At 66.1% G+C, this 14,515-nt stretch carries 15 protein-coding genes; 4 read left to right on the forward strand and 11 right to left on the reverse strand.

What is annotated here, in order from left to right:
• From ACEQZD_RS09370 to ACEQZD_RS09390, 5 genes are all read right to left on the reverse strand, one after another.
• A partial coding sequence (locus ACEQZD_RS09370) for a gamma-glutamyltransferase (RefSeq protein ID WP_370185117.1) occupies positions 1-704 on the reverse strand: 704 nt, incomplete at its 3' end.
• Between the two features lie 44 nt (positions 705-748).
• Positions 749-1,240, reverse strand: a complete 492-nt coding sequence (coaD, locus tag ACEQZD_RS09375) for a pantetheine-phosphate adenylyltransferase (RefSeq protein WP_067610341.1) — start codon at positions 1,238-1,240, stop codon at positions 749-751.
• A gap of 58 nt (positions 1,241-1,298) precedes the next feature.
• On the reverse strand, positions 1,299-2,909 hold the full coding sequence (locus ACEQZD_RS09380; RefSeq protein ID WP_370185119.1) for a GMC family oxidoreductase N-terminal domain-containing protein: 1,611 nt from the start codon (positions 2,907-2,909) through the stop codon (positions 1,299-1,301).
• A 40-nt stretch (positions 2,910-2,949) separates the two neighbouring features.
• The gene (locus tag ACEQZD_RS09385; RefSeq protein ID WP_370185121.1) at positions 2,950-3,519 is read right to left on the reverse strand and encodes a Tat pathway signal protein; all 570 of its coding nucleotides are present in this window, start codon (positions 3,517-3,519) and stop codon (positions 2,950-2,952) included.
• A gap of 86 nt (positions 3,520-3,605) precedes the next feature.
• Positions 3,606-5,048 carry a coniferyl aldehyde dehydrogenase gene (locus ACEQZD_RS09390; protein WP_370185123.1) on the reverse strand — a complete coding sequence of 481 codons (1,443 nt, stop codon included), beginning with the start codon at positions 5,046-5,048 and terminating at the stop codon, positions 3,606-3,608.
• 114 nt (positions 5,049-5,162) lie between these two features.
• Between ACEQZD_RS09390 and ACEQZD_RS09395 the strand changes: the two genes are divergently transcribed.
• Together ACEQZD_RS09395 and ACEQZD_RS09400 are read left to right on the forward strand one after the other, a co-directional pair.
• Positions 5,163-5,861 (forward strand): TetR/AcrR family transcriptional regulator, encoded by a 699-nt coding sequence (locus ACEQZD_RS09395; RefSeq protein ID WP_142947929.1) that lies wholly within the window; start codon positions 5,163-5,165, stop codon positions 5,859-5,861.
• Entirely contained in the window at positions 5,858-7,192 is a 1,335-nt protein-coding gene (locus tag ACEQZD_RS09400) for a hypothetical protein (protein ID WP_370185125.1), read from the forward strand. Before ACEQZD_RS09395 ends, ACEQZD_RS09400 begins: the two co-directional genes overlap by 4 nt.
• On the opposite strand, the gene ACEQZD_RS09405 is transcribed toward ACEQZD_RS09400, so the two are convergent.
• On the reverse strand, positions 7,189-8,181 hold the full coding sequence (locus ACEQZD_RS09405) for a YheT family hydrolase (protein WP_194856863.1): 993 nt from the start codon (positions 8,179-8,181) through the stop codon (positions 7,189-7,191). The genes ACEQZD_RS09400 and ACEQZD_RS09405 overlap by 4 nt on opposite strands.
• An 88-nt stretch (positions 8,182-8,269) precedes the next feature.
• On the opposite strand from ACEQZD_RS09405, the gene ACEQZD_RS09410 reads away from it, so the two are divergent.
• A complete protein-coding gene (locus ACEQZD_RS09410) occupies positions 8,270-8,986 on the forward strand; it encodes a 16S rRNA (uracil(1498)-N(3))-methyltransferase (protein WP_370185127.1) in 717 nt (238 codons plus the stop codon).
• A 243-nt stretch (positions 8,987-9,229) separates the two neighbouring features.
• Entirely contained in the window at positions 9,230-10,918 is a 1,689-nt protein-coding gene (locus ACEQZD_RS09415; protein WP_370185129.1) for an amidase, read from the forward strand.
• Positions 10,919-10,975: 57 nt separating this feature from the next.
• On the opposite strand, the gene gloA is transcribed toward ACEQZD_RS09415, so the two are convergent.
• From gloA to ACEQZD_RS09440, 5 genes are read right to left on the reverse strand one after another with little or no spacing between them, the layout of a single operon-like run.
• Positions 10,976-11,521 (reverse strand): lactoylglutathione lyase, encoded by a 546-nt coding sequence (gloA, locus tag ACEQZD_RS09420; RefSeq protein WP_194856859.1) that lies wholly within the window; start codon positions 11,519-11,521, stop codon positions 10,976-10,978.
• A gap of 17 nt (positions 11,522-11,538) precedes the next feature.
• Positions 11,539-12,498, reverse strand: a complete 960-nt coding sequence (locus tag ACEQZD_RS09425) for an SPFH domain-containing protein (RefSeq protein ID WP_142947922.1) — start codon at positions 12,496-12,498, stop codon at positions 11,539-11,541.
• The gene (locus ACEQZD_RS09430; RefSeq protein WP_067612209.1) at positions 12,495-12,971 is read right to left on the reverse strand and encodes an NfeD family protein; all 477 of its coding nucleotides are present in this window, start codon (positions 12,969-12,971) and stop codon (positions 12,495-12,497) included. The genes ACEQZD_RS09425 and ACEQZD_RS09430 overlap by 4 nt, the downstream gene beginning before the upstream one ends.
• A gap of 53 nt (positions 12,972-13,024) precedes the next feature.
• Positions 13,025-13,510, reverse strand: coding sequence for a peptidylprolyl isomerase (locus tag ACEQZD_RS09435; RefSeq protein ID WP_142947921.1), 486 nt, complete (start codon positions 13,508-13,510; stop codon positions 13,025-13,027).
• 18 nt (positions 13,511-13,528) lie between these two features.
• The gene (locus tag ACEQZD_RS09440) at positions 13,529-14,512 is read right to left on the reverse strand and encodes a lysophospholipid acyltransferase family protein (protein WP_370185132.1); all 984 of its coding nucleotides are present in this window, start codon (positions 14,510-14,512) and stop codon (positions 13,529-13,531) included.
• Positions 14,513-14,515: the final 3 nt, after the last annotated feature.

Below are 14,515 nucleotides of genomic sequence, written 5' to 3' on the forward strand. Positions count from 1 at the left end.
ATGCCGCCGGCCTCGCGCACCCCGCGTACCAGTTTTTCCGCCACCGGGCCCTGGTAAAAACCGTCTCGCCCCTGCTCGGCCAGGGCCTCCAGAACCCGGGCCAGATCCGGCTGCCGGATCAGGGTGCCGTTGGCCGGTATTTCGCCGTCATCCAGGAACACCGAGGCGGCGGTGGGGTAGCGGTTGAGCACGTCCTTGCGGTAGCCGGCCAGCGCCCGGTAGTGGTCTTCCACCTCGAAACCCTGGCGCGCCAGCTTAATGGCCGGCGCCAGCGTGGTTTTCAGGGGCAGCTCGCCGTAGTGTTCGGCGAGGTAGGCGAAGGCCGCCGCCTGGCCGGGAATGCCCGCCGCCAGGGCGCCGTTGACGGCGCGGTCGCGCACCACCTGGCCGTCCTGGTCCTGGTACATGTCCTCGGTGGCCGCCGCCGGCGCCGTCTCGCGGGCGTCCAGCATGGTCTGCAGGTCGTCCTTTTCGCGGTGCAGCAGCCAGAAACCGCCGCCGCCCATGCCGGCGGAATAGGGCTCCACCACCGACAGCGCCGCCGCCACGGCCACCGCCGCGTCGTAGGCGTTACCGCCCTGCTCGAGCATCTGGAAGCCGGCGTCGGTGGCCAGCGGGTGGGCACTGGCGATCGCCGCCTTGCCCGGTCCGGCGGCCTGGGCGGTGACGGCGAACAGCAACAAAAGCGGGAAAAACCAGCGCATGGCGGCCTCCTTCTGGCGAACGGGGTATCGGGGGCGAGAAACGGTCAGCCGCCCCGCTGCTGCTTCTTCAGGTCCAGCGCTTCCACCACATGGGGCGGCACGAAATTGCGCACATCGCCGTCGAGCAGCGCGATCTCGCGGACCAGGGAGCTGGAGATAAAGGACAAATGCTCGGCCGGCGTCAGGAACACGGTTTCCAGTTCCGGGGCCAGCTGGCGGTTCATGTTGGCGAGCTGGAATTCGTATTCGAAGTCGCTCACCGCGCGCAGGCCGCGCAGCAGGATATTGGCTTCCTGGTCCCGGCAGAAATGGGCCAGCAGCTTGGAAAAGCCGGTCACCTTGACGTTGTCCAGATGGCCGATGCTGTCTTCGACCAGCTTGACCCGCTCGTTCAGGGAGAACAGCGGGCCCTTCTTCTCGCTGGCCGCGATGGCCACCACCACCTCGTCGAACATACTGGCGGCCCGTTCGATCAGGTCCTTATGGCCGTTGGTGATGGGGTCGAAGGTGCCCGGATAAACAACACGGTTGGTCATGCTCGGCTCGCTTTCTCCAGAGATCGGGCGCCAAGCATAACGCAACTCGGTTTACGATTCAGGCCCGCAGCCGCTCCGCCAGAGCGGTGGCGTTGCGGGCGCTCAAGCCGTAGATGCTCAACTGCGGATTCACCCCCAGGCTGGTGGGGAACACCGAGCCGTCGAACACATACAGGTTTTCCAGATGGCGGTAGCGGCCCTGGGCGTCCACCAGGCCGCGGTCCTTGTCGCCCATGGGGCAACCGCCCATCACATGGGCGCTGCCCAGCGGCACGTCCAGGGCCTGGTAGCTGAGGTCCGCCATCGCTTCCCGGGCCTGCGCCCAGCTGGTATAGAACGGCGCGCGGATGTGGCCGGGCCGCACCGCCCGGGCGCCGGCGGCGAACTGCATTTCCACCTGGCTGTACAGGCTGCGGCGGGCGCCGTCGAGCAGATAGTCGGTGACCGGGTAATCGAGTACCGGCTCGCCGTTGTCGCGCAGTTCCACGGTGCCGCCGGGGCTCTCTTCGTGGAAGCCGTCGCGCATCAGGGCGATGGAGGCGGCGGTGTTGGGCAGCGCGGTGATGTGCTCGCGGGCCTGCTCGCCGAAGCCGCCCAGCAGCGCCCCGGTGAGGCCGGGGTGCAGCGGCATCATCTCCAGCTTGTAGCCGATCGGGCCGTCCACGCCGCCGGTGAAGGTGAACTGGTCCGAGTGCAGCGACTGGGGCGCGCCGTAGTAGGGGGCGATCTCCCGGTCGTAGCGGCCGAAGGCGAAGCTGGTGACGTGCAGGAAGGTGCGCTTGCCCACCCGGCCGTCCGGGTCCGGCACCTGCGAGCGCAACAGCAGCGCCGGGGTCTGGATGCCGCCGCCGGCGGCGATGATGGTGGGCGCTTTCAGGGTCACGGTGGCGCCGGTGGGGTTGCGGTCGTGGTTCAGGGGCGTCACCTGCACGGCGCTGACCCGGGTGCCGTCGTGCACCAGCTTGTCGGCGCGGGCGCTGTGGATCAGGGTGGCGCCGGCGTCCATGGCGGCGGGCAGCGTGGTCACCAGCATCGACTGCTTGGCGTTGGTGGGGCAGCCCATGCCGCAGTAGCCGATATTCCAGCAGCCGCGCACGTTTCTCGGAATCACCGACCAGTCCCAGCCGAGTGTTTCGCAGCCGCGTTTGATCACGTCGTTGTTGGCGTTGGCGGGCATCGCCCAGGGCTCGATGCCGAGCTGCTTTTCCATGCGCTGGAAATAGGGGTCCAGGTCCGCGCGGCTGGTGTTGTCGACGCCGAAGCGCTCACGCCAGTGGTTGAGGGTTTCCTTGGGCGTGCGGAAGCTGGAGGTCCAGTTGACCACCGTGGTGCCGCCCACGGTGCGGCCCTGAAGAATGGTGATGGCGCCATCCTTGGTGGCGCGCATGGCGCCCTCCTGGTACAGCTGCCGGTAGGCGTCGCCTTCATTGAGATTGAAATCCCGGGAGCTGGTGAGGCGCCCGGCCTCCACCAGGATCACCTTGAGGCCGGCGGCGCTGAGTATTTCCGCGCTCACCCCGCCGCCGGCGCCGGTGCCGATGATCACCACGTCCGCTTCCAGGGTGCGGTCGTCGCTGACGGTGGCGCCGTCGATCAGGTTCCATTTTTCCCCGGCGTTGTCCCAGGGGTCGGCGATATTCTGAATCTTAAGTGTGGACAGGTCCTGCATGACCCGGCTCCTTATTGTTTTGTCAGGGGAACGGGCGCTGTCAGGCGCTGGCGGTGCCGGACCCGACCACGGGCGGGCCGGGGTAACCGGTGGTCCGGCCCGCTTCCGGGGTGACGTACCAGGCCATCAGGATCGGTTGGGTCAGGCCCTTGAAGGCGAGCTTGGGGAAGCCGCCGTCGTTGTTGGCCCAGTGGGCGAGGGTGTCGCGCAGTTGCGCGTCGCCCTGCTCCTCGAAGTGCGCCCAGGTGCCGGTGATCCACCAGCGCGCCGCGCCCAGCTGCAGTAAATCCAGAAGCTGGAACAGCTGGCCGCGCTGGCCGTCGGTGCCGCCCTGCAGCAGGCGGTCGAACGCCTGCAGGGCCTGGTCCGGCCCGGCGCCGTCCACCGCTTCCAGGCCGCCGCCCAGCAGCGGCGCCATCAGCGGGCGCAGCAGGGTGACGTCTTTATCGCGGAGGTGTTTGTAGCCGCTCGCCGGGCCCGGGTCCGAGCTGCAGCAGGTAAGCAGTGTGCTGGCGCCGGCGCCGACGGCCAGTGCCGCCCCGCCCCAGACGCTGAGTTTCAGAAAGCCCCGGCGGTCGACACCGGAGCCTGGCATGTTGTCCTGGTCCATTCACGGATCCTCGGCTGGCCTGTCTTCTTGTTGTTGGCTGGCGGACCGTCCCCGCCCTGACGGGGCGCCGGTTATGTCAGCGGTTTTTACTTCAACATGAACTTGTAGATGAACTTATGCATGCCACGGCCGTAGGGCGGCAGGATGTGCTTGGTGGCGTTCATCTTGCCCTTCTTGTACACGCCCTTGGCCTTGGAGAAGGTCAGGAACCCTTCCGGGCCGTGGTAGTGACCCATGCCGGAGGGGCCCACCCCGCCGAACGGCATGTCGTCCACGCCCACCTGGGTGATGGTGTCGTTCAGGCAGACACCGCCGGAATGGGTGTGGTGCAGCACGTGCTCGCCGTTGCGGGCGTTCCAGTCGAAGTAGTAGAGCGCCAGCGGGCGCGGCCGGTCGTTGACGTAATCAATGGCGTCGTCGAGGGTCTTGTAGGGCACCACCAGCATCAGCGGGCCGAAGATTTCGTCCTCGGCGATCTTCATGTCGTCGGTGACATTGAGCACCAGGGTGTGTGGGATCTTGCGGCTGCCGTCCAGGTTCTCGTCCGCCGGGTTGATGGTGATCACCTCGGCGCCTTTTTCCCGGGCGTCGTCCAGATAGCCGTTCAGGCGGCGGTACTGGCGCTCGTTGATGATGCTGGTGAAGTCCGGGTTGTCGCGCAGCGTCGGGTAGAGCTCGGTGACCTGGGCTTTCCAGGCGTCAACGAATTCCCGCACCCGGTGTTCCGGCACCATGATGTAGTCCGGCGCCACGCAGGTCTGGCCGCTGTTCAGGCATTTGCCGAAGGCGATGCGTTCCACCGCGTCCTTCATCGGGAAATCCTCGCCGATGATGCAGGGGCTCTTGCCGCCCAGCTCCAGGGTCACCGGGGTCAGGTTCTCCGCCGCGGCGCGCATGATGTGCTTGCCCACGGTGGTGGAGCCGGTGAACAGCAGGTGGTCGAACGGCAGGCTGGAGAACGCCGCCGCCACGTCCACTTCACCGTTGACCACGGCCACGTGGTCCTCGGCGAAGGTCTTGCCGATCAGTTCCTCGAGCAGTTCGCCGGTGCGCGGCGTGGATTCGCTCATCTTGATCATCACCCGGTTGCCGGCGGCCAGCGCCGCCAGCATCGGGCCGATGGCCAGGTACAGCGGGTAGTTCCAGGGCACGATAATGCCCACCACGCCCAGCGGCTGGTATTCCACCCACACCTTGCCCGGCCACTGGGCGGCGCCGACCTTGCGCTTGGAGGGCTTCATCCATTTGCGCAGATGCTTGGCGTGGTACTTGATGCCTTCCACGCTGGTGAGCATTTCCGCCAGCTTGGTTTCGTCGGCGGAGCGGTTGCCGAAGTCGGCGTTCAGCGCCTCCACCCAGGCGTCCATGTTGTCCAGCAGCATCGGCTTGAGCTGCTGAATATGCTCATGGCGCTGCTCGGCGGTGGGGTAGGGCTGGCGGCGGTACGCCGCTTTCTGGGCGGCGAAAATGCGCTTCATGCGCTCGATCTGCGCATGCTCGGTTTGGAGTTCTTTGATCTCGGCGACCATAATGCGCCTCCCTGGGCGTTTGTTTATTAGACTGTCCTCGATTTTTAGAGTAATTACTCTAGGAGTCAACAGACTGTTTCATCGTCCCCGCAGTACGCTTTGATTTGGCCCGTTATGACCGACACGAAAACGCGCATCCTGGATACCGCCCTGAACCTGTTCAACCGCGCCGGCGAGCGCAACGTCACCACCAACCACATCGCCGAGGGTCTGGGCATCAGCCCGGGCAACCTCTACTACCACTACCGCAACAAGGCGGCGATCGTGGCGGCGCTGTTCGAACGCTACCAGGAGCAGATCCGCGATCTGCTGACGGTGCCGGAAGGGCCGCTCACCTGGCAGGACAAGATGCGCTATTTCGAGGGCATCCTGGAGTCCATGTGGCAGGCCCGCTTCCTGCACCGGGACCTGGCCCACTTTCTCCACCAGGACGCGGAGCTGCGCCGGCGCTACAAGGTGTTCGTCCAGGACAGCCTGGAGCGCGGCCTGGTGATCTACCGCAGCCTGCGCGACAGCGGTCTGATCGAGGCCAGCGACGAAGAGCTGCGCGGCCTGCTGGTCAACACCTGGGTGCTGGCGGCGTCGTGGCCCGGTTTCACCCACGGCCTGAACCCGGACGCCACCGGCGACGAGGCGCTGGACCGCACCCTGCTGCGCCAGGGCATCTACCAGATTATCTGTCTGGAGGCGCCCTACCTGCGCGGCGAGGCGCTTGATCATCTGGACGCCATGAAGCAGGAGTTCCGCACCGGCGACACCACCATGGACCTGCTGTTCGCGGCGGCGGAGGCGCCACCGGCGCGGCGCGCATGACGGCGCCGGTCACCGCCCTGGCCGGTCCCCGCTCGGCGCTGGCCTGGCTGGCGCTGGCGGCGGGGGTGCTGGCGCCGCTGCCCGGTGCCGGCGTGGTGGGCGCCGCCGCCGTGTTCGCGGCCATCGTGCTGGGCTGGCGCGACCTGCGCCGGATGGCACGGGTGATCTTTGTGCTGGTCGTCGTCGCCGCCGTGCTGGCCCTGCCGGACGGCCCGGTGGTGCTGATCGACGCCGCCGACGCCATGACCCGGCTGACCGCGCTGATTCTCACCGTGATGTTGCTGTCCTCGGTGCTGGGCCGCTTTCCGGATCTGGGCCGGATCTCCGGCAGCCTGTTCGCGGGCCGGCCTCTGGGCCGCTACTTCAGCCTTTCCCTGGGCACGGCCTTCCTGTCGGTGCCGTTGAATTTCGGCTCGGTGGGCGTGGTGGGCGCCCTGGTGGGCGGCCGCATCAGCGAGCGCGGCGATTCCGCCGTCACCCGCAACGCCGCCCGCGCCACCCTGCGCGGCTTCGGCGCCTCGCCGATCTGCTCGCCGTTGTCGATTTCGGTGGTGGTGACCCTCACCTTCCTGCCCGACCTGCCGGGCTGGCAGCTGATCGCCTGCAGCCTGCCGCTGGCGTTGCTGTACCTGCTGGGCGGCGCGCTTCTGCGCGACCCGGAGCCGGCCGCCGCCGACGGTGAGCCGGCACCGTCCACGGGATGGGCGCCCTGGCTGCGGTTCGCTGCGGTGATCGCCGCTATCTGCGCCGCCACCTTTGGGTTGAGTGGTCTCGCCGGGCTCAGCTATTCCCGGGCGGTGACCCTGAGCTGTCTGGCCACCGTGGTGCTGGGGCTGCTGGTGGAGCGCTGGCGGGGGCACCGCCCGTCGTTGCCGTCCCTGGCGCCGGTCACCAACGAGCTGGTGATCGTCGGCGGCTCCGCCTTTCTGGGGGCGCTGGTGAGCACCTTCGCGGCGCGCGGGCTGGGCGCGGATTTCGTGCTGCCGGTCTGGGGGTATCCGCTGGCCGCGCTGCTGGTGCCCTGGCTGTATTTCGTCGCCGGGCTGGCCGGTTTCAATCCGATTGTCACCGGCGCCCTGGTGGGCGGCGTGCTGGCGCCGATCTGGCCGCAAGGCGCGGCCCTGGGCCTGGCGCTGGCGATGGTGTGCGGTTGGGGCGTGACCATCGCCGGCACGCCCTATTCCGCCAATGCCCTGCTGCTCGAGCGCCTCACCGGCTATCCGGCGCGGGTCGGCGCGCTGCGCTGGAACTGGCCGCTGTCGGCGGTGGCGCTGCTGGTGGCCGGCGGGCTGGGCGCCCTGCTGACCCTGCTGTTGGCGCCGGCGGGCTAGACCGGCAGAAAGCCGCTGGCGAACGCCGCCAGCCGCTGCTCCAGCCAGTATTCGGGGTGCCGGGGGCGGCCGCCGACAAAGCCCACATGGCCGCCGCCGGAAGAGAGTTCCAGGGTGACGCCGGGGCCCAGCTCGCCAAGGGCCGGCAGCATCGCCGGGGTCATGAAGGGGTCGTCCTCGGCCTGGATCATCAGGGTCGGGGTGCGGATCGCCCGAAGGCGCGGCCCGGCGGAGGCTTCGGCGTAGTAGTGGGCGGCACCGCGAAAACCGTAGAGCGGTGCGATCACCCGTTCGTCGAAGGTCCAGAACGACCGGATGCCGCGCAGGTTGAGCGCCGCCAGCCGCTCGGCCTGGGCCGGGTCGACCCGCTCCAGGTGCCGCCGCTGCCGTTTCAGCGTGGCCAGCAGATTGGTGATCAGGTGGCGCCGGTAGATCCGCGACAGGCCCTGGTCCATGCGGTTGGCGCACAGGTCCAGGCGCAGCGGGCTGCACACCGCCACCGCCGCGCTCAGTGAACCGTCGTCCGCCCGCGCCAGCCAGTTGAGCACGCGGCTACCGCCCAGGGACACGCCCATGGCGATCAGCGGGCCGTGCCGGTCGCGCTGGCGCAGCGCCTGGATCACCGCGTCCAGGTCCTCGATCTCGCCGGCGTGGGCGCACAGGGCGGTGTCGTTGGGCGCCGCCGCGCCGCGCGAGTTCATCGCCACCGAGGTGATGCCCAGCGCCGCCAGCCGCGCCTGGGTGCCGCGGATATAATGGGAGTCGCTGCAACCGGACAGGCCGTGCAGCAACAACACTCTCAAGGCGCCGGTTTCCGGCGCCGGCCCGGCCCAGTCCAGCAGCAGGTGGTCGCCGTCCGCCAGCGGCAGGGTTTCCCGGCGCCGGCTGAGCGGCTCGGGGCGCCGGAAGAAGGTCGACCACATTGTCTGCAGGTGCGCCGAGCGCAGCCAGGCCGGCGGCTGGAAGGCGGCCGGAATGATTTCGCCCATGGGTTGGGAGTCTCTGTCCAGTGAATCAACGGCCGCCTATGTTAGCCTTTCACGCCTGCTTCGTCCCCGCTGACCAGGACCGAAACCCATGAGCCGTCGCTTCTTTGATCCGCAACGCTTCCAGGCCGGCCGGCCCGCCGAGCTGGGCCCGCACGCCAGCCATCACATCGGTAAAGTGCTGCGCATGCGTGCCGGCGATCCCCTCACCCTGTTCAACGGGGAAGGCGGTGAATGGTCCGCCACCCTGGAAGCGGTGGACAAGAAAACCGTCACCGTGCTGCCGCACACCTTCGTGGACATCGACCGCACCGCGCCCCGTCCGGTGACCCTGGGTCTGCCGTTGATCAAAGGCGACCGCATGGACTTCGCGATTCAGAAAGCGGTGGAAATGGGCGCGGCGGCGATCCGGGTGCTGGAGAGCGAGCGCACCGAGGTGCGGCTCAAGGGCGAGCGCGAAAGCAAGAAACTGGAACACTGGCGTCAGGTGGCGATCAGCGCCTGCGAACAATGCGGCCTGAACCGTCCGCCGGTGGTGGACGGCGTGCTGCCGCTGAACACCTTCATGGACCAGGCGCGGGGCCTGAGGCTGATCGCCCACCCCGGCGAGCGTCCGCTTGATGCCACCGCGGTGCGGGACGCCAGCGCCATCGCCTTGCTCACCGGACCGGAAGGCGGTTTCTCCGACGACGAACTGGCGGCCGCCCGGCAGGCCGACTTCCACGGCTTTGCGCTCGGTGAAAGGGTGCTGCGCGCGGAAACCGCGCCGGTGGCGCTGCTCGCTTCACTGTGGACATTGCTGCCCTGACCGGAGCCTCCGAACGGGGCATCCCGTGCACCAAAATACATCTAATTTTACCTGTTTTATTGCCCTGAAATCTCTCTCCCTTCTTGTAAAACCGCGCCGCTAAAGCCTTTCCAAACTCTGGCATGTTTCTTGATGTATTTGCTTCGGGCGTTTCCGATCCTCTGCCCGGACGCCTGCTTTTTGTTGTGTTTTTACGGCCTCCTTCATGGGGTGCCTTGTCTTGATTCTGCCTGAGGAATGTTCATGTTTGATCCCAAATTACTGGTGGGCTCCGCGGTGCTCGCGGCGCTGCTTAGCGGTTGCGGCGGCTCATCCTCTTCGTCCGACGATGCGGGCACACCGCCGTCCGGTGGCGACGATGGCATCGCGTTTTCGTTTGTTGAATCGACCGTCGCCGATCTGCATACCTCCCTGGAAACCGGTGGCATCACCTGTGAGGAAGTGGTCCAGGGTTACATTGACCGCATCGAAGCCTATGACGACACCGGCTCCACCACCGAGCTGAACAGCGTGGTGGCGATCAACCCGGAGGCGATCATCGACGCCCGCGAAAAGGATCTCAACTTCGCGGTCACCGGCATTGATGGCCCGCTGTACTGCGTGCCGATTCTGCCCAAGGACAACTTCAATACAGAACAGATGCCCACCTCCGGTGGTGCGCTGGCGTTCCAGTACAATCAGCCCACCCGGGACGCCTATACGGTTCGCCGGATGCGCGAGGCCGGTGCCATTGTGCTGGGCAAGGCGAACATGGATGAATTCGCGTTCGGTTTCCGTGGCGAAAGCTCGGTGCGCGGCCTGGTCAAAAACCCCTACGATCTGACCAAGGGCTCCGGCGGCTCGTCCACCGGCACCGGCACCGCCATCGCCGCCAGCCTGGCCCTGCTGGGTACCGGCAGCGACACCGGCGGTTCCGTGCGCGTGCCCTCCAGCTTGAACGGTCTGGTCGGTATTCGTCCCAGCCTGCGCCTGGTAAGCCTGGACGGCATCATGCCGCTCGCCACCTGGCAGGACACCGGCGGGCCCATGTGCCGTACCGTGGAAGACTGTGCGTTGTTGATGGACGCCATGGTCGGCTTCGACACCTCACCGGCCAGCAACCAGCGGGTCAGCTTTGAAATCGACGCCCGCCTGATCAACAACGAAGAGGAATATGAGCAGGTTACCGGCGTGCCGGAAACCTACACCGAATTCCTCGACGCCGACGGTCTGGACGGCGCGCGCATCGGCGTGGTCCGTGATCTTTTCGGCACCAACGACAGCGTGCTGGCGGTGATGGATCAGGCGATCGCCAACATGGAAGCCGCCGGCGCCGTGGTGGAAGACGTGACCATCGACGACCTCGGCACCATCCTCGGCGACTACCAGTCCATGTCCAGCTACGAATTCCGCCACGACCTGGAGGAATACCTCAACAGCTGGCCGAACACCATGGACGGCCACATCCTCGATTATGACGAGCTGGTCGCCAGCGGCGGTTACCTCGACAGCTACAAGTCCGGCCTTGAGTTCCGGGGCGGCATCGACCTGAACAACCTGACCGACGAGCAACGGGTGGTGTACGAAAAGAACACGATTGAACGGCCGGTGTTCGTACGAGAACGTTTGATGCGGGCGCTGGATAATCTGGACGTGGACGGTAATCCGCTGGGCGAAGCCTACGATGTGCTGCTCTACCCGGCCATCACCGGTCTGGCCGGCGATCTGGGCAACAGTCCCTCCGCCGGCAGCAACAACCGTCTGAGCCCGTTCTCGCTGTTCCCGGCGCTGGTGATGCCGGCCGGCATGGCGGAAGACCTGGAGCCGGCCATGCCGGTGGGCATGGAGATGCTGGGCCGCGAGTTTGATGAGGAGACCCTGATCAAGCTGGCGTATGCCTATCAGGAGCAGTTCCAGCCGCGGGTGGCGCCGACCTTTACTCCGGAGTTGTAACCCAGGAATGGTGGGAGCGGGCATGGCCCGCTCCCCCATCCCTCCCCAGAAGTTCTGCTAACCTTTCTGCTGCTTTTCCATCATGTCGGCCTGGATAATCTCGATCCAGTAACCGTCTGGGTCTTTGATGAAGGCGAGGCCTTTCATTTTGCCGTCGTCCGGTTTTTTTACGAACGGGACGCCAAGTTTTTCGAACCGTTGTGAGGCGGCGTACACGTCGGGGACGGTGACACCGATATGGCCGAAGCCCTGGGGTTCGTCGTTGCCGTTGTGGTACTGGAAGTCCGGGTCGTCCTCGCTGCCCCAGTTGTGGGTCAGTTCCAGCATGGCTTCGCGGCCGAAGGTGTAGGTGAGCCGTTTGGCGTCATCCTCGGGTACCCGGGCGGCTTCTTCGTCGCCCAGATAGGCGAGGAAAAAGAGGCTGAATTTCATTTCCGGGAAATCCAGTTTGCGCACCAGGCGCATGCCCAGCACCCGGGTGTAGAAGTCCAGGCTGACTTTCGGATCCTTGATTCGCAGCATGGTCTGGTTGAACAGATAACGCTGGGTTTCCGCGTCGGGTTGCTGACAAAGACCTTCGGCGTTTTCAAAATGACGTGGCATGGAACATTACCTTTCTATCAGGGCGCGGTGGCGTCGATCTTCTTGAGAATTTTCTGCAGGCCGGCGACGGTGCCGCCCACGTCGCTGAGGTTGGAAGGCAGCAACAGGGTGGTGGATTCCTTGGCCAGTTTTTCGAACGCGGCCACATACTGCTCGGCGATGCGCAGGCTCACCGCTTCGTCGCCGCCGTCTTCCTTGACCGCCAGGGCCACTTCACGCAGACCGGTGGCGGTGGCCTGGGCCAGCAGCTCGATCTGACGGGCACGGCCTTCCGCTTCGTTGATCTGCTTGAGCTTCTCACCTTCGGAAATGTTGATCATTTCCTGCTTCTCACCCTCGGAGCGGTTGATGGCCGCCTGGCGGTCACCTTCGGATCGGTTGATCGCGGCTTGCCGGTCGCCCTCGGATTCCGCCACCACCGCACGGCGCTCCCGCTCGGCGCGCACCTGTTTCTCCATGGCGTCCTTGATCGAGGCCGGCAGGTTGATGTCGGCCACCTCGTAACGCAACACTTTGACGCCCCAGGGCTGGGCGGCCTCGTCCACGGCCTTGACCACTTCCATGTTGATCTCGCCGCGTTCCTCGAAGGTCTTGTCCAGGTCGATCTTGCCGATCACCGAACGCAGAGTGGTCTGCGCCAGTTGCTGCGACGCCATCACGTAGTCGTCGACGCCGTAGCTGGCCGCCTTGGCGTCCACCACCTGCAGATACATCACGCCGTCCACGGACACTTCGATATTGTCCTTGGTGATACAGCTCTGGCGCGGCACGTCGCGGACGATTTCCTTGAGCGAGTGACGGTAGGCGACGCGGTCGATAAAGGGCATCAGGATGTGCAGGCCGGCCTCCAGGGAGGTGCGGTACTTGCCGAGCCGTTCCACCACGTAAATTTGCCGTTGCGGTACGATGCGTACCGTCATGAACAGCAGCGTGATCACCGCCAGCGCGAGCAGGGCGGGAATAATGAGTCCCATCATTGTTCAGAGTCCTTTTCTTGGTCCGTGGAAGAAGTATCGGACCAGGCCTGAACCGTGAGCCAGAGTCCTTCGTGTTTGCTGATGCGTACCATCTGGCCGGCTTTCAAAGGCTGGTCCGATTGCGCCTGCCAGCGGGCGCCCCGGTAGCGCACCGAGCCGACACCGTCGACGAAGTCCGCTTCCACGGTGGCACGCCCGCCCACCAGGCCGGCGCTGTCGTCGCTGGTGCGGCCCTGGGTCTCCTTGCCGAACAGCCAGTCGCGCAGGAAGCGCCGGGCGCCGGCCAGCAGCGCCAGGCTGAGCACCGCGAACAGGGTGATTTCCCAGGTGAGGTCGTTAATCAGGCCGAAGTAGGCCAGGCCGCCGACGATCACCGCCGCCAGCCCGAGGAAAATCAGGACCAGACCGGAGACCACGAACTCGCCGATGATCAGGATCAGCCCGAAAATAATCCAATAGCTGTATTCCGGCATGCTTCATCGCCCCGCAGTGTTTGATTGGCCGCCAACAGTAGCACCTTTAGACGTCAGTGGGCGTGTCCGCCCGGCCCGTGCACGTGGCCGTGGGCTTTTTCGTCCGCGTCCGCGTCACGCACATCGATCACTTCCAGTTCGAAACGCAGGGGACGCCCGGCGAACGGGTGGTTGGCGTCCACGTCCACGGTTTTCAGGCCCACCTTGAGCACCGTCACCATGCGCGGGCCCTGCTCGGTCTGCACCCGCACGATCTTGCCGGGTTTCAGTTTGCCGGCGTGCTTGAGGTACTTGGCGGACAGGCGCTGGCGCAGCGACTCGTCGCGGCGGCCGTAGGCCTGCTCCGGGTCCAGGGAGACGGTGAGGCGGTCGCCGCTGTCCTTGCCTTCCAGAGCCTGCTCCAGGCCGGCGAGAATATTGCCGGCGCCGTGCAGGTAGACCATCGGCGCGTCGGCGCTGCTTTTTTCCAGGGTCAGGTCGTTGTCGGCGTCGATCAGGGTGTAGTGCAGGGTGACGACCTTGTCTTTTTCAATCGGCATGCGGGGGGTGTCTCCGGATCAGGGGTTCGGGGTGGTGTCCGGCGCCAGGCCGAGGGACGCACTGTCCTCGCCCCGGGCGGCGCGGCGCAGCAGCGGGTAGGATTGGCGGTACCACAGCCGGCGGCCGCCGGGGCGCCATTTAAAGCGTTTATAGGTCCACTGGTACTGGCACAGGTTGCTTTGAATGCACGTCTCCAGGGCCTGGTTCATGGCGCAGAGCAGGGTGTGCGTGTCGGCGGCGGTTTCGATTTCCGGGGCCGGTTTGAAGTGCATTTCCACATCCTTGATGCCGCCCTCGCCCCGGTAACAGGACACCACGAACACCCGCGGCCGGAAGCGCTGCACCAGCTTGCCGACCAGCGCCGGGGTCGGCACCGGATGGCCGAAGAACGGCGCGTAGGGGTTACTGCGGTTGCCCGGGTTGTGATCGGCGAGCAGTGCCAGGGTGCCGCCGGCCCGCAACGTCGCCAGGCCGTGTTTGATGCCCTGGTTGTTGGTCGGAATAAGCCGGCAGCCGCTGCGCTCGCGGGCTTGCTTCACCAGTTCGTCCACCAGCGTTGCCGGGTGCGGCTGATACATGATGTTGGTGCCCTGGCGTCCCAGATAGGGGTTCATGGTTTCCCAGCTGCCCAGATGCAGCGACAGCAGCAACACCGGCCGGTCGCTGGCGCAGGCGTCCAGATATTCCTGTTCACCATGAATGTGGCTGATCCGCGCCATGGTTTCGTCGATCGGCCGGCTCCATACATGGGCGAATTCGCAGAAGGAGCGGCCCAGCTCGCGCAGGCTCTGCCGGCCGATGGCCCGCGCCTGGTCGAAGCTGATACCCGGCTGGGTGGCCAGCAGGTTGATCAGCACCACCCGGTAGGCGCTGGCATAGCGCAGCGGTACCCGGGTGATCAGATCACCGAGTATCGCCCCCAGGCCGGCGGCCAGCGGCAGCGGCAGCCAGGCGATCAAGCGGATCAGCCACCATAGGCGTCGTCCACGCTGGGTCTTCATGGT

This window comes from Alloalcanivorax sp. (assembly GCF_964221125.1).
GTDB classification, from domain to species: domain Bacteria; phylum Pseudomonadota; class Gammaproteobacteria; order Pseudomonadales; family Alcanivoracaceae; genus Alloalcanivorax; species Alloalcanivorax venustensis.